Below are 24,822 nucleotides of genomic sequence, written 5' to 3' on the forward strand. Positions count from 1 at the left end.
CCGCGCTCCCGCCCGAAGGCACGGTCCCGTTCGAGGGCAGGGTGCCGTCGGGATCGCGCGGCGGCGCGGGTTTCGAGGACCCGTCGTCGATGGCGCCGTCCGGCGGGTACTGCGGCCAGCGGCCCGGCGGCGGCACCTCGGGGTAGCAGCGCGGGCCGCGTTTGTCGTTGTACTTCGGCTCGTCGACACCGGGCAGGTACTTGCCCCGGCTCGGCGTGAACTCGATGGTCACCCGGCTGACCTCGGGATGCGCGGTCCCCTTGCCGAACGCGAGTTCCGCGCGGGGCACCGATTCGGCCAGCTGCTTGAGCAGGCACGGGTACTCCGGCGCGTACTTCGCGAGGACGTCCAAGGTGGGCTGGAGGTTGGTGGTGAGGCGGATCAGGTTGTCCTGGTTCACTTTCAGGAAACTCGTCAGGTCGATCGAGGCCGCGGTCACCGTCGAATACACGTCGGCGAGCCCGCGCTGGCTCTCGAGCAGGGTCTTGCTCGTGGTGGTCAGGTCCGAAAGCGCGGCCAGCAGATCCGGCGCGGCCTTGTCGTAGACGGCGGCGGCGTCGGCCAGCCCGGTGATGTCGGCCTTGAGGTCGGGCAGCGACGGGTTCACCTTGCCGAGATAGTCCGAAAGCCCCGCCAGCGTCGAGCCGAGCTGCTTGCCCTGACCATCCAAAGCGGACGCGACGGCGTTGAGCGTGCTGGCCATCTTCTCCGGCTGGACGGCCTGCAGCAGCGGCATCACGTTGCCGAGCACGGTTTCCAGCTCGATCGCGCTACTGCTGCGGTCCTGCGGGATGACGTCGCCCTCGGCGATGTGCCGCTCCGGCTTGTTCGGTATCTGCAAAGCGACATACCGTTCGCCGAACAACGTCTTGGGCAGCAGCCGCGCGGACACGTTCGACGGGATGACCGACGTCTTGTCCGGTTGCAGCGCCAGTTCCATCGTCGCGCGATCGCCGTGCGCCTGGATCGTCCGGACCTCGCCGACGACCATCCCGCGCACCTTCACGTCCGCGCCCACGCGCATCTGGTTGCCGATGCGGTCGGTCTCCAGTTTCACCAGGGTCACCGTGGTGAAGGTCTTCTGGTAGAAGGCGATGGTGGTGACGAAGAACAGCACGACCACCACGAGGAAGATCAGCCCCAGCACCTGGTGCCGGAGCCGCTGCAGCAGAGTCCTCCTGTTCACCCGGAAATCCTCACCGTCGTCGTGGCGCCCCAGATCGCGAGGCTGAGGAAGAAGTCGAGGACCGAGATCAGCACGATCGACGTCCGCACCGCGCGCCCGACCGCGACGCCGACCCCGGCGGGCCCACCGCTGGCGGTGTAGCCGTAGTAGCAGTGCGACAGGATGACGAGCACGCTGAAGATGATCACCTTGAGGAACGACCAGAGCACGTCCTCGGGCGGCAGGAACAGCGTGAAGTAGTGGTCGTAGGTGCCCGACGACTGGCCGTAGAGCCAGATCGTGATCTGCCGCGAGGCGAGGTACGACGAAAGCAGGCCGACGGCGTAGAGCGGGATGACCGCGGTGACGCCGGCGATCACCCGCGTCGTCACCAGGTACGGCAGGCTCGGCACACCCATCACTTCGAGCGCGTCGATCTCCTCGGAGATCTTCATCGCGCCGAGTTGCGCGGTGAACCCGCAGCCGACGGTGGCCGAAAGCGCCAGCCCGGCCGAAAGCGGCGCGACCTCGCGGGTGTTGAAGTACGCCGAGATGAACCCGGTGAGCGCGGCGGTGCCGAGCTGGTTCAGCGCGGAGTAGCCCTGCAGGCCGACGATGAGACCGGTGAACAGCGTCATCCCGATCATCACGCCGAGCGTCCCGCCGATCACCGCGAGCGCGCCGGTGCCGAAGCTGACCTCGGTCAGCAGGCGGAAGATCTCGCGGCCGTAGCGCCGGATCGTGCGCGGGGTCCAGGCCAGCGCGCGGAAGTAGAACGACAGCTGGCCGCCGAAGCCTTCCAGCATCGCGCCGGGACGCGCGATGATTTCGAGCGTCCGGTCCGAAACAGCGGGTTCACCTGCCATGTCACATCGCCTTCGGCGGGACGATCCGCAGGTAGATCGCGGTCAGCACGACGTTGATCAGGAACAGCAGCAGGAACGTGATGACCACGGCCTGGTTCACCGCGTCGCCGACGCCCTTCGGCCCGCCCGCCGGGTTCAGCCCGCGGAACGCCGCGACCACCCCGGCGACGAAACCGTACAGGAGCGCCTTGATCTCGCTGATCCACAGATCCGGCACCTGGGCGAGCGCGTTGAAGCTGGCGAGGTACGCGCCGGGGGTGCCGCCCTGCATGACGACGTTGAAGAAGTAGCCGCCGAGCACACCGACGACGCTGACCAAACCGTTCAGCAGCACCGAAACCACGATCGCGGCGAGTACGCGGGGCACGATCAGGCGCTGGATCGGGTTGACCCCGAGGACTTCCATCGCGTCGATCTCTTCGCGGATCTTGCGGGCGCCGATGTCGGCGCAGACCGCGCTGCCGCCCGCGCCGGCCACCAGCAGCGCGGTGATCAGCGGGCTCGCCTGCTGCACGATCGCGAGCGCGCTCGCGGCGCCGGTGAACGACTGCGCGCCGATCTGCTGCGTCAGCGAGCCCAGCTGCAACGCGATGACGGCGCCGAACGGGATCGCCACCAGCGCCGTCGGCAGGATGGTGACACTCGCGAAAAACCAGCACTGCTGGATCCATTCGCGGAACTGGAACGGGCGTTTGAAGATCGCGCGCAGGACTTCCCACGACAGCGTCGCGAGCCTGCCGACCTGTGTGAGCGCACCCGTACCGGGGACGGACACCGTCGCTCCCACAGAACCTCCCAGTCGCCTGCCCCGAGTCTTACTCCACCTGTCAACGCCCCAGTGCGTTAGCGGTGTTCACTTTGCTCTCGGCACCTCCGCGTCAGTCCATCCATGCCCCCACCACCACCCTCAACGGAGGCGCTTCGCGCCCGATCAAAATCTGAGAGCATGCGTGGCCGTGGCGCCGCCGTCCGCGACGAACTCCGCGCCCGTGCTGTACGAACTTTCGTCACTGGCCAGGAACAGCACGAGCTTCGCGATGTCCTCCGGCTGCCCGACGCGGCCGAGGGCGACCTTCTTGCCCACCCACGACATGTCGACTTTCTGCCCGCCCGCGGCAGCCGCGACCATCGGGGTGTCGATCGCGCCGGGATGGACCGAATTGACCCGGATGTTCTTCGCGCCGAGTTCGAGCGCGGCGACCTTGGTCATCCCGCGGATCGCGAACTTGCTCGCGGTGTAGGCGACGAGGAACGGCATTCCGGCGAGCCCTTCGACTGAGGACACGTTGACGATGGAGCCGCCTCCGGCCCCGGTCATCGGTTCAACGACCGAACGCATCCCGAGAAACGCGCCGATCTGGTTGACCCGGATGACGCGTTCGTAGTCGGCGAGCGTGGTCTTGCCGAGTTCCGAGAAGTGCAGGATGCCCGCGTTGTTGACCAGTACGGTCGGCGGGCCGAACTCCGAGACGGTGCGCTCGATCGCGGCGTCCCATTCGGCCTCGTCCCCGACGTCGAGATGCTGGTAGACGGCGGACTCACCGAGATCGGCGGCCAGCTTCTTGCCATCGAGGTCGTTGATGTCGGCGATCACCACGCGAGCGCCCTCGGCGACGAACAGCCGCGCGGCCGCCTCGCCCTGCCCGCGGGCGCCGCCGGTGATCAGCGCTACCTTGTGATCGAGCCTGCCCATCGTCATCCACACCTGTTCCTGTTGTTCACGGCAGCGACATGATCTCGGACGCGGAGAACATCCGCTCCGGGTCGCGGTCGGCGAAGTAGCCGCCCACGCTGGTGGCGAGTTCGGCGGCGGTCCAGGTGCCGTTGACGGTGTCGAATCGCTGTTCCACCGACGGCGGCCGCATCAGCGCGACCATCCCGCCGTAGACGAGGAACACCTGGCCGTTGACCCGATCGGCCTCGGGCGAGCAGAGGAACGACACGAACGGTGCGACGTGGTCGACCGAAAGCGGGTCGATCCCTTCCGGCGCGTCGGCTCCGAAGACCGCTTCGGTCATCGCCGTCCGGGCGCGCGGGCAGATCGCGTTGGCGCGGACGCCGTAGCGGGAAAGACCGCGTGCGGTGGAGACGGTGAGCGCGGCGATGCCCGCCTTGGCCGCGCCATAGTTCGGCTGGCCAGGGGCGCCGAGCAGGAACGACTCCGACGCGGTGTTGACCACCCGGCCGTACACCGGCGCGCCGTCCACTTTGGACTTGTCGCGCCAGTACGCCCCGGCGTTGCGCGAAAGCAGGAAATGCCCGCGAAGGTGGACCCGGAGCACGGTGTCCCATTCGTCGTCGGACATCGAGAACAGCATCCGGTCGCGCAGCACGCCCGCGTTGTTGACCAGGACGTGCAGCCCGCCGAAGTGGTCGACGGCGGCGGTGAGCAGCGCGTCCGCGGTCGCGGACTCCGACACGTCGCCGGTGACCGCGACGGCCTTGCCGCCCTCGGCCTCGATCTCGTCGGCCACCGCCCGCGCCGCGGGCGACACGTCATTGACCACCACCGACGCTCCCGCGGCGGCCAGCGCCAGCGCCTCGGCCCGGCCGAGTCCCGCGCCGGCCCCGGTCACGATGGCCGTCCTGCCGTCCAAACTCACTCCGGGCCTCCTTGCCTCTCCGCACACATTAGAATCTGTTCTTGCTCGATGCAAGCAGCAAATAGACGGTGTTAACCACGTATGAGCAGGGCGTTTTTCGGACAGCTCGCCACAGCCTGAGTAACACGTTCTACTTGATTCTGTGGAACTTCGGCCGACGCGAGGACAAGTTCCTCGTCGTCGTCGAGATCGAAGACCTCGGGCGCGAAGCCGACACAGATCGCGTTCGCCTCGCAGAGCGAGCGATCGACGTCGATCTTCATATTCCCTCCTCGCCGCCATACCTGGTACAACTAGAACAGGTTCTACCTTACCGCCGCGAGCGGCCATGGCACCAGTAACGAGCACCGACGGCAGAGGTGACGGATGCGGATCGACTACACGCCGGAGCAGCGGGCGCTGGCGGCGGAACTCAGGGAGTACTTCGCCAGGCTGATGACCCCCGAACGCCGTGAAGCCCTGGCCGGTGACGGCGGCGAGTACGGCAACGGCCTGGTGTACAAGGAAATCGTCCGGGACCTCGGCGGTGCGGGCTGGCTCGCGATCGGCTGGCCCCGCGAGTACGGCGGGCAGGACCGGCCGATGCTCGATCAGCTCATCTTCACCGACGAGGCGGCCGCGGCGGGGGTGCCCGTCCCGTTCCTCACGGTGAACACCGTCGGGCCGACGATCATGCGCTACGGCACCGAAGAACAGAAGGCGTTCTACCTGCCGAAGATCGCCGCCGGCGAGCTGCACTTCGCGATCGGCTACTCCGAGCCGGGCGCGGGCACCGACCTGGCGTCACTGCGCACCCGCGCGGTCCGCGACGGCGACGACTACGTCATCAACGGCCAGAAGATGTGGACAAGCCTGATCGAGTACGCCGACTACGTCTGGCTGGCCGCCCGCACCGACCCCGACGCCCGCAGGCACAAGGGCCTGAGCATGCTGATCGTGCCGACCTCGGCCCCCGGTTTCTCCTGGACGAAGGTGCACACGGTCGCCGGTCCTGGCACGAGCGCGACCTACTACGACGACGTGCGCGTCCCGGTGACCTCCCGGGTCGCCGGGGAGAACGAGGGCTGGCCGCTCATCACGAACCAGCTCAACCACGAACGTGTCGCGCTGACCTCGGCCGCCCCGATCCAGACGTCGCTGCGCGAGGTGCGGAGCTGGGCGCAGACCACGAAACTGCCCGACGGCTCGCGCGTCATCGACCAGCCGTGGGTGCGGCTGCACCTGGCGCGGATCCACACGCACGCCGAATACCTGAAGCTGCGGAACTGGCGGATCGCCTGGGCGGCCACGAGCAGCGAGCTCGGCCCGGCGGAGGCGTCGGCGACGAAGGTCTTCGGCACGGAGTTCGCGACCGAGGCGTACCGGCTGATGATGGAGATCCTCGGCGCGGGCGCCATCGTCCGCGAGGGCTCCCCCGGTGCCCAGTTGCGCGGCCGGATCGAACGGCTGCACCGGTCTTCGCTGATCCTCACCTTCGGCGGCGGAACCAACGAGATCCAGCGGGACATGATCGCCGCGACCGCCCTCGGCCTGCCCGTCACGCGCTAGGAGACACCCATGGACTTCACGCTCACCGAAGCGCAGCAGGATCTCGCTTCGCTCACGCGCCGGATCCTGACGGACAAGGTCACCCCCGACGTGCTGGGACCGCACGGTTCCGGCGGCTTCGACGCTCCACTGTGGACTTCACTGGCCCAGGCCGGGGTGCTCGACGCCGCGTTGCCGCAGTCGGTCGGCGGTGGCGGATTCGGGCTGCTGGAGCAGTGTTCCGTGCTGGCCGAGATCGGCCGTGCGGTCGCGCCCGTGCCCTATCTGACGTCGGTCGTCCTGGGCGCCGCCGCCGTTGCCGAATTCGGCGACGGACGGCTCGCGGAGCGCTGGGTCGTCCCGGTCCTGCGCGGTGACCACGTCCTCGCGGTCGCGCTGCCGGACTACGGCGTGCCGTGCGGGTTCACCGCCGAGGCCGACGGCGACGGCTGGCGGCTGACCGGCGCGCAGACCGCGGTGCCGTCGGGCGCGTTCGCGCACGGGTTCCTCGTCGAAGCCGCCATCGACGGCGGCCGTCAGGTGTTCCTGCTCGACCGGGACGCCGTGACGGTCTCGCCGCAGCGGACCGTCGACCACGCCGACGCGGCACTCGTCGAACTGTCCGGCGCGAAGGCCGCCACATCCTTGGGCGACATCGGCGAATGGCTGCGACTGCGGGGCACGGTCGGCTGCTGCGCGCAGCAGCTCGGCGTGGTCGAACGGGCGCTGGAGCTGACCGCGGCGTACGCGCGGGAGCGCAAGCAGTTCGGCCATCTCATCGGGAGTTTCCAGGCGGTGCGGCAGCGGCTCGCCGACGCCTACGTCGACGTCGAAGCCGTCCGGCTGACGTTGTGGCAGGCCGCCTGGCGGCTCAGCGAACGGTTACCGGCGGCCGAAGAGGTCGCGACGGCGAAGTTCTGGACGGCCGAGGCCGGGCATCGCGTCGCGCACACCGCCGTGCACGTCCACGGCGGGGTCGGCATCGACGTCGACCACACACTGCATCGCTACTTCGTCGCGGCGAAACGGCTCGAGTTCACCCTGGGCGGAGCGACCACGCAGCTGCGGGGACTCGGCGACCTGCTGGCCGCGGACCCGGCATGACCCCCACGGTCACGGAACTCCTGCTCGCGCGGGCGGAGGACCGCTCGACCGGCCTGCTGTTCGAAGACCGGCGCTGGACGTGGGCCGAGCACATCCGGGCCTGCGCCGGGCACGCCGCCGCGCTCACCGCGATCCTGCGGCCCGGCGGGCACTTCGGGCTGCTGGCGGACAACGTTCCCGAGTTCTCGTTCCTGCTCGGCGGGGCGGCGCTCTCGGGACACGTGCTGGTCGGCCTGAACCCCACGCGCCGGGGCGCGGCACTGGCCCGTGACGTCGCACTGGCCGACTGCGAGGTGGTGTTCGCCGAGGACAAGTACCTTCCGCTGCTGCCCGACGCCGGTGTGCCGGTGCTGCCGCTGAGCGAGCTGGGGCCGGCGCGAGAAGCTTTCGACCCCGTGGCCGCGAAGCCGGAAGACCTGCTCATGCTGATCTTCACGTCCGGCACCAGCGGTGACCCGAAGGCCGTCCGGTGCACGCACGGCAAGATCGCCTACCCCGGCGAGATGCTGGCCACCCGGTTCGGTCTGTCCGCAGAGGACACCGTGTACGTGTCGATGCCGATGTTCCACTCCAACGCCATCATGGCAGGCTGGTCGGTCGGGCTCGCCGCGGGCGCGGGGATCGCGGTGCGGCGGCGGTTCTCGGCCTCCGGTTTCCTGCCGGACGTCCGGAGGTTCGGAGCGACGTACGCCAACTACGTCGGCAAACCACTGTCCTATGTGCTCACCACTCCCGAACGGGACGACGACGCCGACAACCCGCTGAAACTAGTCTACGGCAACGAAGGCGCGGAAGCCGACCTCGCCGCTTTCGGCAAACGCTTCGGCTGCCACGTGGTCGACGCCTTCGGTTCGACCGAGGGCGGAGTGAACTTCGGAAGGGACGCCTCCACCCCGCCCGGTTCGCTCGGCCGCCTGCTCGACGGCGTCGCCGTCCTCGACCCGGAGACCGGAAAACCCTGTCCCCCGGCGGAGTTCGATGAAGGCGGAAGGCTGCTCAACGCCGCCGAGGCGGTGGGCGAACTGGTCAACACCGGTGGCCCGGGCTTCTTCGCCGGTTACTACGGCGATCCGGCGGCCGAGGCCGAGCGGATGCGCGACGGGATGTACCACACCGGTGACCTGGCGTACCTGGACGCGGACGGCTACTGCTACTTCGCGGGACGGCTCGGCGACTGGCTGCGCGTCGACGGCGAAAACCTCGGCACCGCCCCGATCGAACGCGCGCTCCTGCGACATCCCGCCGTCAGCGAGGCCGCCGTGTACGGCGTGCCGGATCCGCGGGTGGGTGACCAGGTGATGGCCGCCCTGGTCTGCCGGTCGCCGATCGACGCCGACGAGCTCGCCGCTTTCGTTGTCGCGCAAGGCGATCTGGGACCGAAGCAGCGGCCCCGGTTCATCCGGACGCTCGCCGAACTGCCCAGGACGGCGACGCACAAGGTGCTCAAACGGGAACTGGCGGCGGAAGGTTCCCGAGCGGCGTGGGAGCTGCGCTACCCCCGCGTTTAGTCCTCTGAACGCGATAGTTCGCACTGACAACTACCGCATTCAGAGGACTAAACGCGGCAGTGAGCCTCGGGGCTGATCCCAGGGTCGGCACCGGTGATCTTCCCGATGCCCCGGCACCCGCCCGCTGCCTACGTTCGGTGCCATGAAACGAACAACGCGCCGGATCGGCGTACTGGCGACCACTCTCGCCCTGCCCGCCGTCCTCCTCGCGCCGCCCGCGTCGGCGGCGCCCGTCCGCTTGAGCCTTCCCGCGCCGACAGGTCCGTACGCCGTCGGCAGCACCGACCTCCATCTCGTCGATCACTCCCGCCAGGACCCGTGGGTTCCCGGTGCGACAAGGGAATTGATGGTCACCGTGCGGTACCCGGCCTTGCCGAGCGGAAAGCCGAAAGCGCCGTACATGGCGCCAGGTGTCGCGAAGGTGGTGGCCGTGGGCGACGCCGTCAAGCTGGGCATGACGGCGGACCAGCTCGACTACCGCTTCCCCACCCACTCCCGGATCGGCGCGCCCGCGATCGGTGGCAAGCGGCCCGTCGTGCTGTACTCGCCCGGCGGCACCCTGTCGCGTTCGCACGGCACCACCCACCAGGAACAGCTCGCGAGCGAAGGCTACGTCGTCGTGGCCATCGACCACACCCACGAAGCGGAAGCGGTGGAGTTCCCCGGCGGCCGTGTCGAGAAGAAGGCCTTGCCGCCGTCGAGCATCGAGGTGTCGAAACGCGTGATCGACACTCGCGTCCGTGACACGCGCTTCGTCCTCGACTCGCTCGGACTGACCGAGGCCGGCATGTTCGGCCACTCCGCCGGCGGGTTCACCGCGGGCGAGACGATGGTGAGCGACCGGCGCGTCGTCGCCGGAGCGGATCTGGACGGCAGCATGGCCCACTCGCAGTCGCAGCGGATCTTCGGCCGCGTCGCCGACGAGGGACTGGACCGGCCGTTCCTGCTGATGAGCGCCGGTGACCACAGCGCCGCGTCGGACGCGTCCTGGCAGAAGTTCCTCCGCAACCAGCGTGGCTGGACCCGCGAGGTGCGGTTGCCGGACGGGGAGCATTTCAGTTTCACCGACTACCAGACGCTGTTGCCGCAACTGGGCAACGCCCCGGCCGCCTTCGTCGGCACCATCGATCCGGCGCGGAGCATCGCCACGCAGCGCGCTCAGCTCTCGGCGTTCTTCGGCAAGACCCTGCGTCACCGAAGCAGCGCCGTGACCAAGGTGTCCTTGAGCCAGGCTTCGTAGTCGTCGTGACTCCACCCGGCCTCGGCGACGAGGCTGGTGTGGACGTCGGCGCTCATCAGGGCCACGGCGATGTCCGCGGCCCTGGGTACCACGGCGCGCCCGCTCTCTCGGACGCGGCCGACGACCATCTCGACGCCGAGCCGGTTACGCCGGGCACCTTCCGCCTGTGTCGCGGCGATGTCCGGATCGACGGCCGCACCGGAGCCGAGCATCGTGACGATGTCGCCACAGCGTTCCCGGACCTGGCGGGCGACCGTGGCCAGGAGGCCGAGCAACGCGACCGGATCCTCGGTCCGCTGCGCCTCGGCGACGAGGTCGGGGATCCCGGCCTCGTCGTCGAGGAGGTCGACGAGCCCGCCGAGGACACCGGCCTTCGAACCGAAGTGGGCGTAGATGGTCTGCGGGGACACCCCCGCTTCCTGGGCGATGAGGCGGATCGGTGTCCGCGCGTACCCGCGCTCGGCGAAGAGGCCGCGGGCCGCCGTCAGGATCGTGCGCAGCGTCAGCGCCTCACGACGGTCGCGCAACCGGACGATGCCGGGCAGATCCGCGGGCATGTATGCTCCTCGAAAATTTGGAACGTTGTTCTAACTAATGGATCGATGTTCTGGAAAGGATAGCGATGACCACCGAGGAGATCATCACCGCGCTGGAACGCGCCTGGAACGCGGGCGACGGCGAGGCGTGGGCCGCGAACTTCGCCGAGGACGCGGATTTCGTCGACGTCCTCGGCCGCATCCAGCGCGGCCGCGCGACGATCGCACGCGAGAGCCAGAACATCTTCGACACCATCTACCGGGGCAGCACGCTGCGGATCCGCCAGGTGTCGAGCCGTCCGCTCGGCGGCGGGTTCGATCTCGTGCACACCGCCACCACGCTGACCATCCCCGCCGGTCCCCTGGCCGGGGAAGCACGGGCGGTGCAGACGAAACTCGTCCACGACGGGCGGATCGTCGCGTTCCACAACACGATCCGTGGCGATATCGCGGCGTTCACCGGCCACGACGCGGATCTCGCGGCCCGCTCGCCCCAGGAGTGGGATTCCTGACGGGGCTCAGGCAGGGGCGTTGATCGGCCGCAGCCGTCGCGGTCCCGTGTCGGGCCGGGACGGCGGCGGGCCCAGCACGATCCGCGCGTTGGCGACGAAGGCGCCGTCCGGCGAGGCGAGGATCGGGTCGAGCGTCATCGAGCGGACCTCGGGGTTGTCCTCGGCGAGCGCCGCGACGCGCAGCACGATGTCCTGGAGCGCGGCCAGATCCGCCGGTTCGTCGCCGCGGTACCCGGTCAGCAGCGGCGAAGTCCGCGGTTCGCGCAGCAGCGTGGCGGCGTCGACGTCGGTGAGCGGGACCGCACGGTAGGCCCTGTCCCCCAGCAGCGTGCTGACCAGCCCGGAGAGACCGAACGACACGAGCGTGCCGAACGACGGATCGTCCTGCAGCCCGACCACGCACGAAATGCCCTTGGGCGCCATCCGCTGGACGTAGACCTCGTCGTCATGGGAGATCTCGCGCAGATCGGCGTACGCCCGGCGTACTCCGTCCACAGAGGACAGATCGAGCCGCACGCCCGCGAGGTCCGGCCTGCCGCGCAGCCGCTCGTCGACGGCCTTGAGGGTGACCGGGAAACCCAGCTCCTCGGCCGCTTTCACCGCCTCGTCCGCGGACGAGGCGACCTGGAACGGGACCACGTCGATGCCGTAGCAGCCCAGGAGCCGGACCACGTCGTCATCGGAGAGCAGCGTCGTTTTGCCCTCCTCGGCCGCCAGCAGTTCGCTGACGATCACCTGCGCCTGCTCGGCGTGCAGGCCCGCGGGCCGCACCAGGTTCCCCTGCGGCCGCTGCCGCCAGGCGGCGTAGCGCACGACTCGCGCGAGCGCGTTCACCGCACGTTCGGGGCTGGGGTAAGACGGGACCGAACCCCGCGTCGGCACCCCGTCCTCGGACAGCACGGCCAGCTCGTCCGGCACCCCCTCGACGGCGAGGAAGGTCGACACGATCGGCTTGTTCTTGTCCATCTCGACGACGACCTCCCGCAGCGCGCGGGCGTACGCGGTGCCCGGGATCGCGAGCGGCGGCACGAAGACCACGACGAGCGCGTCGGTCTCCGGCGAGTTGAGCGCCTCACGCACGGCCGCGGCGAATTCCTCCGGGCTCGCCTGCGGCCCGACGTCGACCGGATCGGCGGCCAGCCGGAGGCCGTGCGCCCGCGCGGTGTCGGCGGCGAGCAGCCCGATCGCGCTGGAGTTGCCCACGATCGCGACCCGTGGGCCGGCGGGCAGCGGCTGATGCGCGAAGACCAGCGCGGTGTCGAAGAGCTGCGCGAGCGTGTCGACACGGACGACACCAGCCTGTTCGAACAGGGCCTGGACGCTGGACTCGTCGACCTCCGCCGACGTCGCGGCGAGCTGCGGACGGACCGCGTGCCTGCCGGATTTCACCGCCACCACCGGTTTCGTCCGCGCCAGCCGCCGCGCGAGCCGCGCGAACTTACGCGGGTTGCCGAACGATTCCAGGTACAGCAGGACGAGGTCGGTCGCCGGATCGGTCTCCCAGTACTGGAGCAGGTCGTTGCCGGAGACATCGGCCCGGTTCCCCGCCGAGACGAACGTCGACAGCCCGAGACCTCGCGCCTCGGCGTCGGCGAGGATGGCGGTGCCCAGCGCGCCGGACTGGCAGAAGAACCCGGTGCGGCCGCGCGCGGGCAGACGGGGCGCGAGGGTGGCGTTGAGCCGGACCGACGCGTCGGTGTTGAGCACACCCAGGGCGTTCGGGCCGACGACCCGCATCCCGTGCGCCCTGGCCTCCCCGACCAGCCTCAGCTCGGCGTGCAGCCCGTGCGGCCCGGCCTCGGCGAACCCGCCCGAGACGATCAGGAGGGTCTTGACCCCCTTGGCCAGCGCACCGTCCAAAACGGACTCGACGGCCTCGGCGGGCACGGCGACCAGCGCGAGGTCGACGTCCTCGGGGATGTCCACGACGGACGGATAGGCACGGACGCCGCGGACGGACTTGTGCTCGGGGTTGACCGGGTAGACGGTGCCGGCGAAATCGGCGCTGAGGAGGTTGGTGAGGGCGACGTAGCCGATCTTCGTCGGATCGGTGGACGCGCCGATCACCGCGACCGACTTCGGGTGCAGCAGATTGTGCACGCTGCGCGCCTCGGCGGCCTGCTCCCGGGAACGGGCGACGGCGAGCGACTCCTCGGTCGGGTCGATGTCGAACTCCAGGTGCAGCACGCCTTCCTCGATCTCGCGGCTGACCTGGTAGCCGGCGTCGCGGAAAACGCGGACCATCGCCGCGTTCTCGGCGAGCACCTCGGCGACGAAGCGGCGAAGTCCGCATTCCGAGGCGGCGGCGGCCAGATGTTCCAGCAGGATCGACCCGAGCCCGCGGCCCTGGTGGGCGTCGTCGACGACGAACGCGACCTCGGCCGACGGCCCGTGTTCGAGCCGTTCGTACCGGCCGACCGCGACGATGTCGTCGCCCAGCAGCGCGACGAAGGCGACCCTGTCGTGGTGGTCGACGACGGAGAACCGTTCGAGGTCGCGCTGCGGGATCCGCGGATAGGCGCCGAAGTACCGGAAGTACCGGGTGCGTTCGGACAGCCTGCCGTGGAAGGCGACGAGCCCGTCGGCGTCGCTGGGGATCACCGGACGGAGATGTACCGTGCCGCCGTCGGAGAGCAGGACGTCGGCCTCCCACTCGCGCGGGTAGTCGTACGGGTCGCGTTTGGTGTCCTCACTGGCCATGTCAGTCCCTCGGATCGTCCGGATCGAGTCCGTGCAGCGGGAAGATCGCGCGGCGGGTGTCACGGATGGCGATGTCGACCGGCTCGTCCTCTCCGTCTCCCCACGGGACGAACACGGTCTCGCGGCCGTCGGACATGCCTGCCGGGAGCTCGGCTTGCGGCGCCGCCCTGGAGATCGACGCGACCCAGTTCGGCGGCAGCGCCGTCGCCGGGTCGACGTCGCGCCCGAGCACGGTGGCGAGCAGATGGGTCCAGGAGCGCGGCACCACCCGGATCAGCTGGTAACCACCGCCGCCCACGGCGAGCCAACGGCCACCGGCGTGTGCTTCGGACAGTTCGCGCAGCCGCCGGTAGATGGCGCGATGGCCGTCCACCGACAGCGAGAGGTCCGCCAGCGGGTCCTCCTCGTGCGAGTCGACGCCGCACTGGGTGACGAGGATCTGCGGCCGGAACTGTTCCAGCAGCGACGGCACCACCGCCTCGAACGCCCGCAGCCAGCCGGTGTCGCGGGTGCCGGGCGGCAGCGGGAGGTTGACCGCGGTGCCCTCGGCCCCGCCCTTGCCGATCTCCGCCGAGTACCCCGTTCCCGGCCACAACGTGAAGGGGTGCTGGTGCAGGGAAACGGTCAGCACGCGCGGATCGTCGTAGAAGGCCGTCTGCACGCCGTCGCCGTGGTGCACGTCGGTGTCGACGTAGGCGACGCGGTCGAAACCGTGGTCGAGCAGCCACGAGATCGCCACCGAACAGTCGTTGTAGACGCAGAAACCCGACGCCTTGCCCGGCATCGCGTGGTGCAGCCCGCCGGCGATGTTGACCGCCCGCGTCGCCTCACCCTCGGCGATCTTCCGCGCGGCCAGCAGTGTCGAGCCCACGACCAGCGCGGAAGCCTCGTGCATCCCGGTGAACACCGGGTTGTCCTCGGTGCCGAGCCCGTGCGCGAAGTCGGCACCGGTCATCGGCGCCTGCCGGACGGCCTCGATGTATTCGGCCAGGTGCACGCGGCACAGCTCGTCTTCGCCGGCCGGGCCGGGGACGAGCAGGTCGACCCCGTCGAGCACGCCGAGCTCGGTGGCGAGCCGGATCGTCAGTTCGAGCCGCACCGGATTGAACGGATGCTCGCCGCCGAGGTCGTAGCCCAGCAGCGAGGAGTCCCATACGACGGCCGGTGCTCGCATGGTCCGAACTCTAGTGCCCGGACGCGGCTCGTGCGTCGTTCCGGACGCCCGCGGGTCAGCCGGGCAGATCTCCGGTGGCCACCGGGCGCCCCGGATCGCGCGACCAGTGCGACCACGAACCCGCGTACAACGCCGCGGGCTCCGGGTGACCGGCGACCTCGAGCGCGAGCACGACGGACGAGGCGGTGACGCCCGATCCACAGTAGACACCGACCGGGGTCCCCGGGGTCACGCCGAGACCTTCGAACCGCTCGGCCAGTTCCGAGGCGTCGCGCCAGCGCCCGTCCTCCCCGAGATGCCCGGAGAAGGGCGCGTTGACCGCGCCGGGGATGTGCCCGGCGCGCGGGTCGATCGGCTCGGTCTCCCCCGCGTACCTCGGCCTCGCCCGCGCGTCGAAGAGCAAGCCGTCCCTGGCGAGCGTGGCCGCCTCGTCCGCCTCCAGCACCGGCATGCCGCCGGGCTTCACGACGATGTCCCCCTCCTCGGGCGAAGGGGCCTCGGCGGTGACGGGGCGCTCCTCCTCGGTCCAGGCCGCGAACCCGCCGTCCAGCACGGCGACCTCGGCGTGCCCGGCCCAGCGCAGCAGCCACCACGCCCTGGCCGCGACCGAACCGTCGGCGTCGTCGTAGACCACGACCGGATGACCGGCGCGGACCCCGGCCGCCCGCAGATGCCGCTGCAGCGTCTCCGGTTCCGGAAGCGGGTGACGGCCGCCGTCGCCCGGCTCCCCGGCGAGCGCCGTGTCGAGGTCGACGTACACCGCGCCCGGGAGATGCGCCTCACGGTAGGAATCGGCGCCGGGCGGGCCGGCGAGCCGCCAGCGGACGTCGAGCACTACGGAGCGTGCCGATTCCGGCCCGGACAGCTGCGCGGCGAGTTCGCTGGTGGTGATCATGGGGCGCATGGGCCCATCTTTCCGTGTCGCACGGCTCCCTGCCCAGCTTGGGGGACTTTTCCCGCCTCGGTGCTTGTTCTCCCCACGCCTGCGTCGCTGTCAGTGCCAGCGACTACGATGAGCAACGCGGACGAAGGGGACAGCGTGAACGATCTCATCGACACCACAGAGATGTACTTGCGTACCATCTACGAGCTCGAAGAAGAAGGTGTCGTCCCGCTGCGGGCCCGGATCGCGGAGCGGCTGCAGCAGAGCGGCCCGACCGTGAGCCAGACCGTCGCCAGGATGGAGCGCGACGGACTGGTCGTGGTCGCGGACGACAGGCATCTGCAGCTGACCGAGCACGGTCGCGAACTCGCCATCGCGGTCATGCGCAAGCACCGGCTGGCCGAGCGCCTCCTGGTCGACGTCATCGGCCTGGAGTGGGAGCACGTCCACAACGAGGCCTGCCGCTGGGAACACGTGATGAGCGAGGCCGTCGAGCGCAAGCTGGTCAAGCTGCTCGACCACCCCACCACGTCGCCCTACGGCAACCCGATCCCGGGGCTCGACAAGCTCGGCGACGGCGATCCCGCTCCACCCGCCGAAGCCGACCTCGTGCGGCTCGACGAGTTCGCCCGCATGGGCGGCGGCGAGGTCGAGATCCGCCGCATCGCCGAGCACGTCCAGCTGGACGAGACGCTGATGACGGAGCTCAAGTCGGTCGGCATCGTGCCCGGCAGCCGGGTCAAGGTCGGCAAGACGGCGCCCGGCGGCACCATCGAGGTCACCGGCGGGAGCAACACCGCGCAGGTGCCCGTGTCAGCGCTGCACGCCGTGCTGGCGCAGGCCAGGTGAGCGCCGCGTCCGACGCCGCGGAGACCTTCCTGGCCCTCCACGGCCGGGCTCCGTCCGGGGTCTGGTCCGCGCCGGGCCGGGTGAATCTGATCGGAGAGCACACCGACTACAACGACGGTTTCGTGCTGCCGTTCGCCCTGCCGCACCGGCTCGCCGCCGCGGCGACGCCGCGCGAGGACGGTGTGCTGACCGTGGCCACCCTCGGCTCGGACGGCCGGGTCCAGGAATCCGGCCCGCTGACCGTCGCCGACCTGCGGCCCGGCTCGGTCGAGGGGTGGGCCGCGTATCCGGCGGGGGTCGCGTGGGTCCTGCGTGACCAGGGCCTCGGCGTCGGCGCGGACGTGGCGATCGCGGGGAACGTGCCGTCGGGGGCGGGCTTGTCCTCCTCCCACGCGCTCGAATGCGCTGTCGCGCTCGCCCTGCTGGGGCTGGCGGGCACCATTCCGGGCACCGGCGGGGGTTCGCCGAGCCTGCACGAAGTGGCCCGCTGGGTGCAGCGTTCGGAGAACGACTTCGTCGGGGCGCCGACCGGTCTGCTCGACCAGACCGCTTCCCTGTGCTGCACGGAATCGAACGTGCTGTTCCTCGACGTCCGCTCCGGCGAGATGGAACAGGTGCCGTTCCCGCTGGAGGAATCGGGCGTCCGTATCCTGATCATGGACACCCGCACGAAGCATTCGCACGCCGAGGGCGGCTACGGCGAACGCCGCCGGGGCTGTGAGCGTGCCGCGGAACTGCTCGAGGTGAAGGCGCTGAGGGATATCAGCGTCGATGGGCTGGACGCCGCGCTCGGCAGGCTGCCGGACGACCTCGTACCGCTGGTGCGCCACGTGGTGACCGAGAACCAGCGCGTCCTCGACACCGTGGACCTGCTGCGGGCGGGCCGCATCACCGAGATCGGTCCGCACCTGGACGCCTCGCATGTGAGCATGCGCGACGACTACCGGATCTCCACCCGTGAACTCGACCTCGCCGTCGATTCGGCCCGCGAAGCCGGGGCCCTCGGCGCGCGGATGACCGGCGGCGGCTTCGGGGGTTCCGCGATCGCGCTGGTCCGCGAGTCCGATGTGGACACCGTCGGGCGAGCGGTGAAGGCCGCGTACGAAGCGGCGGATCTGCGCCACCCCAGGCTGTTCACCGCCGTGCCATCGCGTGGCGCGGGCCGCGACGAGCTCTAGCGCGGGTTCGGCCCCGCTTTGGCGTGATTCGCGTGTCCAGGCACGGGACACGCGTGCTTGGAGACGGAACACGCCGACGCCGGATTCCGTGAGCCGCACCCGCACCCCGGGGCGCGGCCGGTGCCCGGGGGCGAGGACACTGGGCCGCGACCGCATCCGCAGCAGAAAGGCGCGAACGTGACCGACGAACCGACCAAGACCCTGAAGCTGATGGTGACGGGCGGAGCCGGTTATGTGGGCAGCGTCTGCGCGGCCCGCCTCATCGAGGCCGGGCACGACGTCACCGTGGTCGACGACCTCTCCACCGGGCACGCCGACGCGGTGCACCCGGACGCCACCTTCGTCGAGGGCGACGCCGCCGAGGTCGCCCGGCGGCTGCTCGGCGACGGCTTCGACGGTGTCCTCCACTTCGCCGCCAAGTCCCTGGTCGGCGAGTCCATGACGGATCCGGCGAAGTATTGGGAAGGCAACGTCCTGACCTCGCTCCGCCTGCTCGAAGCGATGCGCGACCACGGCACGAAGCGGCTGGTGTTCTCCTCCACCGCGGCCACCTACGGCGAGCCCGAGTCCTCCCCCATCCCGGAGACGGCGCCGACCCAGCCGACCAACACCTACGGTGCGACGAAGCTGGCCATCGACCACGCGATCACCTCGTTCTCGCGCGCCCACGGCATCGCCGCCGTCAGCCTGCGCTACTTCAACGTCGCCGGCGCCTACGGCTCCTTCGGCGAGCGGCACACCACCGAAACCCATCTGATCCCCCTCGTGCTCCAGGTCGCCACCGGGGACCGCGAGCGGATCCAGATCTTCGGTGACGACTACCCGACCGCGGACGGCACCGCCATCCGCGACTACATCCACGTGGTCGACCTCGCCGACGCGCACCTGCTGGCCGTGCGCCACGCGGCCGACGGCGAACACCGCATCTACAACCTCGGCAGCGGCACCGGGTTCTCGGTGCTCGAGGTGATCGAGGCGTGCCGCCGCACCACCGGCCACGAGATCCCCGCCGCGGTGGCCCCGCGGCGGGCGGGCGACCCGTCGGTGCTGGTGGCCTCCAGCGAGCGGGCCGGTGACGAACTCGGCTGGAAGCCCGAGCGCACCGACCTCGACGGCATCGTCGCCGACGCCTGGGCGTTCACGCGGTCCCGCCAGAACGCCTGAGGCCGATCTCTTGCGTTCCTTCGGCTCGCTGCCGAAGGACCACGTCGGCGACGTCGGACGGCGGCACCATCGCGTCCAGAGCCCTGGCCAGGAGTTTCGTCAGCCCGTGCCCAGGGTCGGCTTCGCCTGCCCTGGCCAAGGCGATCCCGGCGGTCGCCAGGTCGCCCCGGACATAGGCGGCGTGCGCCTTCAGGGCGAGCGCCTCGGCCGCTTCCGGTGGCGGGATTTCGCGGGCAAGCGTGAGCCAGAGATCCTCCGCCGCGCGGGCGAGCGCTGAGTCCGCGGGGGCGGCGGTGAGCATGCAGGCGCCGCGGACCTCGACCAGGGAAAGCGCCCAGGCCAGCCGGACGGCCTGGTCGTCCGTGATCGCCGGGTCGCCGCTGTCCGCGCGGGCGAGCGCGGCGTTCACCTCGGCGATCCCGGCCTGGACGAGGTCCGGGGCCCTCCATGGTGGATCGTCCAGCCTGGTGAGGAGATCGGCGCGTCTGGCGAGCGCCTCCGGCGCGACGGGGTCGAAGAGTCGCTCGAGTTCGTCCCGGCTCGCGTGGGTGACCTGCCCGGCACCGGTGACGACCGCGGCGGCCACCGAATCGCGCGGATCCGGCAGCAGACCGCCACAGGTCCTTTCCCGGTAGCACGCCCAGCGCACCTCGGCGGCGATACGCGGTGCCCATACCGAATGCAGCAGCGGGATGCCGTACTCGGCCAGCGAGGCTTCCACGCGCCGGACGAACCGGCGGCGCGGGGGCCGTCCCGCCTTGTTCGCGGGACCGCCACCGACCACCGCGACGATGGCGCCGGTGTGGCCGGTCAGGGCGAGCCGGACCGCGAGTTCACGCGCCTGGTCTTGTTCCAGGCCCGGCGGCGGCAGGTCCACACGCATGAGGAGGCCCTGACGCTTGCGGTCCTGGTCGCGGAGGCCGAAGACGACGACGGAGTCCTCGGGGTGGAATCCGAGGAGGTACGGGATCGCGGCGAGCAGGTCCGCCGGATCCGTCAGGTTGACCTTGGTCCTGCCGGTCGGAGTCGATGTGGTCATGCCCCCACCTTGCGGCGGGAATGGGGCCGCCGGGTGGGGGCACGACACATCTGTGGACAGCCGGGACCGTTGTGGACAACCGCCGCGGGACCGAGCGCGGGGACGCCGATCCTGTCGGTGGGGTGGTCTACAGTTCCCGGCCCGCGGGGTCAGCCGCAGTGTTCGAACGGGCTCTCGTAGGCGTTCGACCCGACCGAGCCGCCCCACTTGACGCAGGTCGCGGCGGCCGTCTTCTTCACCGGGCCGGCGTAGTAGGCGAAGCTGCCGGAGTCGGTCACGCGAGCGGAACCCTGGACTTCGAGGAACGCCGACACCGGCGACGCGGTGCCGAGCGAAACCGCCTTCAGCGTGGTGACGCAGTTGGCCTTGGTCGACGCGTTGTAGAGCAGGTACGCGGTACCCGAACCGTTCGCGAGCCCCTGCGAGTCGACGACCGAGAACCCGCTGCCACACACCTCGGTGGCCTCGTACGGGTTGCCGCCGCACGAGTTCTTGCTGGTGAAGTTGGTGTGGCCGTAGTACGGCACGGCGACCCCGTTCAGCACCGCCTTCTGCGCGACCCCGTTGAGCCGCTGTTCGAAGTGCAGGTGGGGGCCGGTCACGCCGCCGGTCGCCCCGGCCGTGCCGATCTGCTTGCCGAGGCTGACGGCCTGGCCGACCGACACGGACTGGGTCGACAGGTGCGCGTACCGGGTACGCCAGCCGCCGCCGTGGTCGATCTCGACCCAGCGCCCGTAGCTCGTGCTGCCCTCGTTGGCGACCCTGGTGACGGTGCCGCCCGCCGACGCCAGCACCGGCATCCCGGTGATCCCCGACTTCTGGAAGTCGACCGAGTTCGCCGGGCTGTGCCCGCTGAACGTCGCCGCCGTGACCGTGACGCCGCATTTGAACGGGACCTGGAAGTTCGGGGCGGCCGACGCCTGCGTCGTACCGGCGAGGGTCAGGCCGAGCGCGGGGATGACGGCGGCCGCGGCGAGCACTGCGAAACGGCGCAACCTGGACATGGAGACCTCCATCAGGTGGGGAAGCCGGACAGCCCGAAGCAAAGCCGGGGGAAATACATTTTCCGTACAAGCCCGAGGTCGGGTCGGGGTTTTCCGCCCGAAACGCCGGACCCCGTCCCGTCCGGCGCCGCCATCGCGTGCCGCGAAAGCCACTTCGCAACACGCCCTCGGCCTCGGCGTCACCACGGCACATCGATGACGTAGTGAAGGCCTCCTTCCCTGCCCTCAGGGTAAGGAAGGAGGCCTTCACGGACGTCGCGGCAGAGTGAGCGCCGGACATCCGGAGCAGGCTCGCTCAGCCGAAAGCGGCTCGCAGCGCGGGTTTGCCACCCGCCACCGGCAGCACCAGCGAAGTACGGTTCAGCTCGACTGAGACACCGGCGCCCGGCTTCGGCCGGAGCGTGTAGTCGTGGTCGCTGGAGGCCACCAGGAACTCGATCTTGTGCCCGGCCGCGAGCAGGTAGTCCTTCGCGACCAGTTCCACCTCGACCTTGTAGTTCTCACCAGGGGTGATCGGGTCGGTGCGGGCGGGGTCGCGCCGGTTCTGCGGGTCGGTCCAGCCGCGGGTGATCACCTTCGCCGTCCCGTCCGGAGCGCGGTCGAGGAGCACCGCGGTCACGTTCGCGGCCGGCTTGTCGAAGGACAGCGACAGGTCGGTCTTCACGGTCCCGGAAAGCCGCACGGGCTGCTTCGCCGCGGTGGTCGAGTACAGCAGCCGGTGGCCCGACGACGCCGCGGCCGCCAGCTGTTCGATCGTCTTGCTCGCGTCGTCCGCCAGCGTCTCGACGGCGGCCTTGCCCGGAACGGGGTTGCGCGTGTCGAGCTTGCCCTTCGACGAGCCGCCGGGCCACGGGTAGAGCTTGACGTCCTGGGTGCCGGGCAGCGGCCACTCCGGCTCGTCCACCCACGACTTGTCCTCACGCTGGATGGTGGCCTTCGGCTCACGCTCGATGCCGTTGTCCACGTCGTAGAGGTAGTGCGACATCCACTTGTTCAGCGTGGCGAGCCAGACGTCGCGGCGGAGGCTGTACGGGTCGGCGTGCCCGGCCTGGTGCAGCCAGATCTTGTGCTCGACGCCGCGCGCCTTGAGCATCTCGTACCAGCGGGTGCCCTGGTCGGTCTTGACATTCCAGTCGCCGAAGCCGTGCACCACGAGCACTGAGGCCCGCACCTTGTTCACGTCGTTGCGGTAGTTCCGCGCGTCCCAGAAGCGGCTGTAGTCACCGGTCACGCGGTCCTGGTCGACCGCGATGCCGTCGATCAGCGGACGGCAGACGGCGCGATCCTGTCGCGTGTGGACGTAATCGGCGAGCACGTCCGCGTCCTCGCCCTGGAATCCGCCTGCCGCGACGACGGCGCCGTCGTTGCGGTAGTAGTCGTACCAGCTGGAGATCGCCGCGATCGGGACGATCGTCTCCAGCCCCTCGACGCCGGTGCTGGCCACGGCGTTGGGCAGCGTCCCGTTGTAGGAGACGCCCATCATGCCGGTCTTGCCGGTGCTCCAGTCCGCGACCGCGGCCTTGCCCGCCGCGTCCCGCGCCGTCGCGCGGCCGTTCAGCCAGTCCACAATGGACTTCGCGCCGATGGTCTCGTTGACGTCGCCACTACTCGGGCAGCCGGTGGACTGGCCGCTGCCGAGCGATTCGCCGTACACCACCGCGAACCCGCGGGCGGTGAAGTAGTCCTGGTAGCGCCAGCTGATCGGGGCGGCGTTCGGGCCGACGGTCTTGGTCGCGATCCGCGGGCCCGCGGGGACGCGCTTCGCGCCGGGCACGTACAGCTCGACGTCGACGTTGTGGTTCGCGACGTCGTTGCCGCCCGCGTAGTACGGGCTGGCCTGGTAGACGACCGGGACCTTCATGCCCTGCTGCGTCGCGCGGGGCCGCACCACCTCCGCGTGCACGAGGTCGTCCTTGCCGTCGCGGTCACTGTCGACCGGCGCGGTGACCCAGACGTTCTCCCGGATGACGTCCGCCGGGTCGAACACCGGCTGGGCTTGGCCGTCCTTGAAGACCGGCGTCGGCGGCGCGTCGGCTTGAGCGGGCAACGCCGTCGCCGGAAGGACCAGAACGGCGGTGAACAGGGCAGCGAGCCTGGCGACTCTCACAGGACCCCCAATGGCGGGCGGGCAAGACCCAGCTGAGGTTTCCGGCCACCCGAACAGGTGTCAAGAGACTAACGTCGGAGGCATGCCGAGCGCACTGGAAGCACCGATCGTCGCCGTCACCGTCTACCCGCACCACGCCCGGATCACCAGACGGGCTTCGGCTGCACTCGACGGCGAAACGCGCTTCGCCTTCGCGGGCCTGCCGTGGAACCTGGACACCGACTCGGTCCGCGTCACCGGTTCCGGCCCGGCGGTCATCGCCGGGGTCGACGTCGCCGTCGAACGCCATCCCGCGCCCGCGGACGCCTCCCTGCGCGCGCTGACCGAGCAGCGGCACGCCGATCAGGCGGTGGTCGACGAGGTCGCGGACGCCGTCACCGCGGAATCCGCGAAGGTCGATCTGCTGACCGGGCTGGCGACACGCAGCGGCAAGAGTTTCGCGAAGGCGCTCGCGGCGGGTACGGCGGAACCGCCCCGGGTCGCCGAAGTCACCGACGCGCTCGGCACGCAATTGGCCGAGGCGCTCGGGAAACGCCGCGAACTCGGCATCCGCCTCGCGCGGCTCCGCGACGACCTCAAGGCGCTCGACCGCGAGATCGAGGCGAAACAAGGAACGTCCGAAGTGGACAGCGCGACGGTCACGGTCGAGCTGGAGAGCCAGGAGGACGGCGCGGAAATCGGCCTCGAGCTGTCCTATGTGGTCGCGAACGCGTGCTGGGAGCCGGGTTACGACGTACGCGTCCGCGGCGAGGACGTCTCGCTGACCTGGTACGGGCGGATCACCCAGCACACCGGTGAGGACTGGCCGGAATGCGAACTGGCCCTCTCCACCGCGCGGCCGGCGAACACCGTGGAGGTGCCGGAACTCGATCCGTGGTTCCTCGACCGCGTGCGGGAGTACACGCCGTCGATGGCACGCATGGCGTACGGCGGCGCGTCGCCCGCGGGCGGCGGGATCCCGGAGTCGGTGGGCATGCCGGCCCCCGGCGCGCCCCCGATGGCGGCGCGGACCGCGTCCGTCGAACAGGGCACCACCGCGGTCACCTACCGGCCCGGCCGCCCGGTGGCGGTCCCTTCGGGAGCGCAGGGTCACCGCACGACGCTCGCGCAGCTGGAGCTGACCGCGAAACTGGGTTACGTCACCGCTCCGGTGGTGTCGCCGGAGGCGTTCCTGCGGGCGACCGTCGTCAACACCTCGCAGCACACCCTGCGGCCGGGCAAGGCGTCTGTGTTCCACGAGACGGAATTCGTCGGCACCACCCGGCTGGACGTCTGGGCGCCGGGTGAGGAACTCGAACTCGCCCTCGGCGTGGACGACCGGATCCGGATCGAGCGCGAACTCACGCACCGCACGGCGAGCAAGGCGACACTGTCCGGCGTCCGCAAGCGGGAAGCCGCCTACACCACGACCATCGTCAACCACAGCCCGCGCGAAGCCGTCGTGACCGTGTTGGACCAGGCGCCGGTCTCCCGGGACGACGCGATCACCGTCCGGGACGTGCGCACCGTGCCGGAACCGGCGGAGCGGACCGAGCTGGGTGAGTTCACCTGGCGGCTCACACTCGCTCCGGGGGCGAAGGCCGTCGTGACGCTCGGGTACCGGGTGGACGTCGCGAAGGGGGTCGAGCTGGCGGGCTGGCGGGAGTAGACGGTTCACCCGGCC

The 24,822-nt window shown here is 70.3% G+C and carries 22 protein-coding genes; 9 read left to right on the forward strand and 13 right to left on the reverse strand.

Features of this window, described 5'->3' with window-relative positions; all coding sequences use genetic code 11:
- The 6 genes from AC0685_RS30705 to AC0685_RS30730 form a co-directional block, all read right to left on the reverse strand.
- Nucleotides 1–1,186, reverse strand: a 1,186-nt coding sequence (locus tag AC0685_RS30705; RefSeq protein ID WP_478228685.1) for an MCE family protein, incomplete at its 3' end; no start/stop codon positions are given.
- Complete coding sequence (locus AC0685_RS30710; RefSeq protein ID WP_340683278.1) at nt 1,183–2,031, reverse strand: MlaE family ABC transporter permease; 849 nt, start codon at nt 2,029–2,031, stop codon at nt 1,183–1,185. The genes AC0685_RS30705 and AC0685_RS30710, both read right to left, overlap by 4 nt.
- A 1-nt stretch (nt 2,032) precedes the next feature.
- On the reverse strand, nt 2,033–2,818 hold the full coding sequence (locus tag AC0685_RS30715) for an MlaE family ABC transporter permease (protein ID WP_125675589.1): 786 nt from the start codon (nt 2,816–2,818) through the stop codon (nt 2,033–2,035).
- A gap of 144 nt (nt 2,819–2,962) precedes the next feature.
- Nucleotides 2,963–3,724, reverse strand: a complete 762-nt coding sequence (locus AC0685_RS30720) for a glucose 1-dehydrogenase (RefSeq protein ID WP_478228686.1) — start codon at nt 3,722–3,724, stop codon at nt 2,963–2,965.
- Between the two features lie 25 nt (nt 3,725–3,749).
- Nucleotides 3,750–4,634, reverse strand: a complete 885-nt coding sequence (locus tag AC0685_RS30725; protein WP_478228687.1) for a 3-oxoacyl-ACP reductase — start codon at nt 4,632–4,634, stop codon at nt 3,750–3,752.
- A 71-nt stretch (nt 4,635–4,705) separates the two neighbouring features.
- Complete coding sequence (locus AC0685_RS30730; RefSeq protein WP_478228688.1) at nt 4,706–4,897, reverse strand: ferredoxin; 192 nt, start codon at nt 4,895–4,897, stop codon at nt 4,706–4,708.
- A 103-nt stretch (nt 4,898–5,000) separates the two neighbouring features.
- Here AC0685_RS30730 and AC0685_RS30735 point away from each other — a divergent pair, with 103 nt between their 5' ends.
- From AC0685_RS30735 to AC0685_RS30750, 4 genes are all read left to right on the forward strand, one after another.
- Nucleotides 5,001–6,182, forward strand: a complete 1,182-nt coding sequence (locus AC0685_RS30735; protein WP_478228689.1) for an acyl-CoA dehydrogenase family protein — start codon at nt 5,001–5,003, stop codon at nt 6,180–6,182.
- 9 nt (nt 6,183–6,191) lie between these two features.
- A complete protein-coding gene (locus AC0685_RS30740; protein WP_478228690.1) occupies nt 6,192–7,265 on the forward strand; it encodes an acyl-CoA dehydrogenase family protein in 1,074 nt (357 codons plus the stop codon).
- Complete coding sequence (locus AC0685_RS30745) at nt 7,262–8,773, forward strand: long-chain-fatty-acid--CoA ligase (RefSeq protein WP_478228691.1); 1,512 nt, start codon at nt 7,262–7,264, stop codon at nt 8,771–8,773. Before AC0685_RS30740 ends, AC0685_RS30745 begins: the two co-directional genes overlap by 4 nt.
- 142 nt (nt 8,774–8,915) lie before the next feature.
- Nucleotides 8,916–10,013 carry an alpha/beta hydrolase family protein gene (locus AC0685_RS30750; RefSeq protein ID WP_478228692.1) on the forward strand — a complete coding sequence of 366 codons (1,098 nt, stop codon included), beginning with the start codon at nt 8,916–8,918 and terminating at the stop codon, nt 10,011–10,013.
- Here the strand turns inward: AC0685_RS30750 and AC0685_RS30755 are convergent.
- Complete coding sequence (locus tag AC0685_RS30755; RefSeq protein ID WP_478228693.1) at nt 9,965–10,570, reverse strand: TetR/AcrR family transcriptional regulator; 606 nt, start codon at nt 10,568–10,570, stop codon at nt 9,965–9,967. The two genes, AC0685_RS30750 and AC0685_RS30755, sit on opposite strands and share 49 nt — an antisense overlap.
- Nucleotides 10,571–10,635: 65 nt before the next feature.
- Between AC0685_RS30755 and AC0685_RS30760 the strand changes: the two genes are divergently transcribed.
- Nucleotides 10,636–11,061, forward strand: a complete 426-nt coding sequence (locus AC0685_RS30760) for an SgcJ/EcaC family oxidoreductase (RefSeq protein WP_478228694.1) — start codon at nt 10,636–10,638, stop codon at nt 11,059–11,061.
- A gap of 6 nt (nt 11,062–11,067) precedes the next feature.
- Here the strand turns inward: AC0685_RS30760 and AC0685_RS30765 are convergent, their stop codons facing one another.
- From AC0685_RS30765 to AC0685_RS30775, 3 genes are read right to left on the reverse strand one after another with little or no spacing between them, the layout of a single operon-like run.
- On the reverse strand, nt 11,068–13,761 hold the full coding sequence (locus AC0685_RS30765; protein ID WP_478228695.1) for a bifunctional acetate--CoA ligase family protein/GNAT family N-acetyltransferase: 2,694 nt from the start codon (nt 13,759–13,761) through the stop codon (nt 11,068–11,070).
- 1 nt (nt 13,762) lies between these two features.
- Nucleotides 13,763–14,935, reverse strand: coding sequence for an acetoin utilization protein AcuC (locus tag AC0685_RS30770; protein ID WP_478228696.1), 1,173 nt, complete (start codon nt 14,933–14,935; stop codon nt 13,763–13,765).
- 55 nt (nt 14,936–14,990) lie between these two features.
- Nucleotides 14,991–15,839, reverse strand: coding sequence for a sulfurtransferase (locus AC0685_RS30775; protein ID WP_478228697.1), 849 nt, complete (start codon nt 15,837–15,839; stop codon nt 14,991–14,993).
- Nucleotides 15,840–15,947: 108 nt separating this feature from the next.
- On the opposite strand from AC0685_RS30775, the gene AC0685_RS30780 reads away from it, so the two are divergent.
- The 3 genes from AC0685_RS30780 to galE all read left to right on the forward strand — a co-directional run bounded on the left by AC0685_RS30780 (nt 15,948) and on the right by galE (nt 19,009).
- Nucleotides 15,948–16,667, forward strand: coding sequence for an iron-dependent transcriptional repressor DtxR (locus AC0685_RS30780; RefSeq protein WP_378436529.1), 720 nt, complete (start codon nt 15,948–15,950; stop codon nt 16,665–16,667).
- Nucleotides 16,664–17,845 carry a galactokinase gene (galK, locus tag AC0685_RS30785; protein WP_478228698.1) on the forward strand — a complete coding sequence of 394 codons (1,182 nt, stop codon included), beginning with the start codon at nt 16,664–16,666 and terminating at the stop codon, nt 17,843–17,845. The genes AC0685_RS30780 and galK overlap by 4 nt, the downstream gene beginning before the upstream one ends.
- Nucleotides 17,846–18,055: 210 nt before the next feature.
- On the forward strand, nt 18,056–19,009 hold the full coding sequence (galE, locus tag AC0685_RS30790) for a UDP-glucose 4-epimerase GalE (RefSeq protein ID WP_478228779.1): 954 nt from the start codon (nt 18,056–18,058) through the stop codon (nt 19,007–19,009).
- Here galE and AC0685_RS30795 read toward each other — a convergent pair.
- From AC0685_RS30795 to AC0685_RS30805, 3 genes are all read right to left on the reverse strand, one after another.
- Nucleotides 18,984–20,048, reverse strand: a complete 1,065-nt coding sequence (locus tag AC0685_RS30795) for a DUF4192 domain-containing protein (protein WP_478228699.1) — start codon at nt 20,046–20,048, stop codon at nt 18,984–18,986. The two genes, galE and AC0685_RS30795, sit on opposite strands and share 26 nt — an antisense overlap.
- 149 nt (nt 20,049–20,197) lie before the next feature.
- Nucleotides 20,198–21,052 carry a M23 family metallopeptidase gene (locus AC0685_RS30800; protein ID WP_478228700.1) on the reverse strand — a complete coding sequence of 285 codons (855 nt, stop codon included), beginning with the start codon at nt 21,050–21,052 and terminating at the stop codon, nt 20,198–20,200.
- A 295-nt stretch (nt 21,053–21,347) separates the two neighbouring features.
- Entirely contained in the window at nt 21,348–23,159 is a 1,812-nt protein-coding gene (locus AC0685_RS30805) for a Xaa-Pro dipeptidyl-peptidase (protein WP_478228701.1), read from the reverse strand.
- An 82-nt stretch (nt 23,160–23,241) separates the two neighbouring features.
- Between AC0685_RS30805 and AC0685_RS30810 the strand changes: the two genes are divergently transcribed.
- Nucleotides 23,242–24,807: a DUF4139 domain-containing protein gene (locus AC0685_RS30810; RefSeq protein ID WP_478228702.1), complete on the forward strand. Its 1,566-nt coding sequence runs from the start codon at nt 23,242–23,244 to the stop codon at nt 24,805–24,807.
- The last annotated feature ends 15 nt before the right edge of the window (nt 24,808–24,822 follow it).

Source organism: Amycolatopsis sp. NPDC043889, from assembly GCF_056435645.1.

Bases quoted from the DNA above. Each gene is read 5' to 3' on its own strand.
- AC0685_RS30775 (WP_478228697.1), bottom strand. From the start codon at position 15,839: ATGCGCCCCATGATCACCACCAGCGAACTCGCCGCGCAGCTGTCCGGG.
- AC0685_RS30760 (WP_478228694.1), top strand. From the start codon at position 10,636: ATGACCACCGAGGAGATCATCACCGCGCTGGAACGCGCCTGGAACGCG.
- AC0685_RS30745 (WP_478228691.1), top strand. From the start codon at position 7,262: ATGACCCCCACGGTCACGGAACTCCTGCTCGCGCGGGCGGAGGACCGC.
- AC0685_RS30810 (WP_478228702.1), top strand. From the start codon at position 23,242: ATGCCGAGCGCACTGGAAGCACCGATCGTCGCCGTCACCGTCTACCCG.
- galE (WP_478228779.1), top strand. From the start codon at position 18,056: ATGGTGACGGGCGGAGCCGGTTATGTGGGCAGCGTCTGCGCGGCCCGC.
- AC0685_RS30720 (WP_478228686.1), bottom strand. From the start codon at position 3,724: ATGGGCAGGCTCGATCACAAGGTAGCGCTGATCACCGGCGGCGCCCGC.
- AC0685_RS30735 (WP_478228689.1), top strand. From the start codon at position 5,001: ATGCGGATCGACTACACGCCGGAGCAGCGGGCGCTGGCGGCGGAACTC.
- AC0685_RS30795 (WP_478228699.1), bottom strand. From the start codon at position 20,048: ATGACCACATCGACTCCGACCGGCAGGACCAAGGTCAACCTGACGGAT.
- AC0685_RS30770 (WP_478228696.1), bottom strand. From the start codon at position 14,935: ATGCGAGCACCGGCCGTCGTATGGGACTCCTCGCTGCTGGGCTACGAC.
- AC0685_RS30750 (WP_478228692.1), top strand. From the start codon at position 8,916: ATGAAACGAACAACGCGCCGGATCGGCGTACTGGCGACCACTCTCGCC.
- AC0685_RS30765 (WP_478228695.1), bottom strand. From the start codon at position 13,761: ATGGCCAGTGAGGACACCAAACGCGACCCGTACGACTACCCGCGCGAG.
- AC0685_RS30780 (WP_378436529.1), top strand. From the start codon at position 15,948: ATGAGCAACGCGGACGAAGGGGACAGCGTGAACGATCTCATCGACACC.
- AC0685_RS30740 (WP_478228690.1), top strand. From the start codon at position 6,192: ATGGACTTCACGCTCACCGAAGCGCAGCAGGATCTCGCTTCGCTCACG.
- AC0685_RS30730 (WP_478228688.1), bottom strand. From the start codon at position 4,897: ATGAAGATCGACGTCGATCGCTCGCTCTGCGAGGCGAACGCGATCTGT.
- AC0685_RS30800 (WP_478228700.1), bottom strand. From the start codon at position 21,052: ATGTCCAGGTTGCGCCGTTTCGCAGTGCTCGCCGCGGCCGCCGTCATC.
- AC0685_RS30755 (WP_478228693.1), bottom strand. From the start codon at position 10,570: ATGCCCGCGGATCTGCCCGGCATCGTCCGGTTGCGCGACCGTCGTGAG.
- AC0685_RS30710 (WP_340683278.1), bottom strand. From the start codon at position 2,031: ATGGCAGGTGAACCCGCTGTTTCGGACCGGACGCTCGAAATCATCGCG.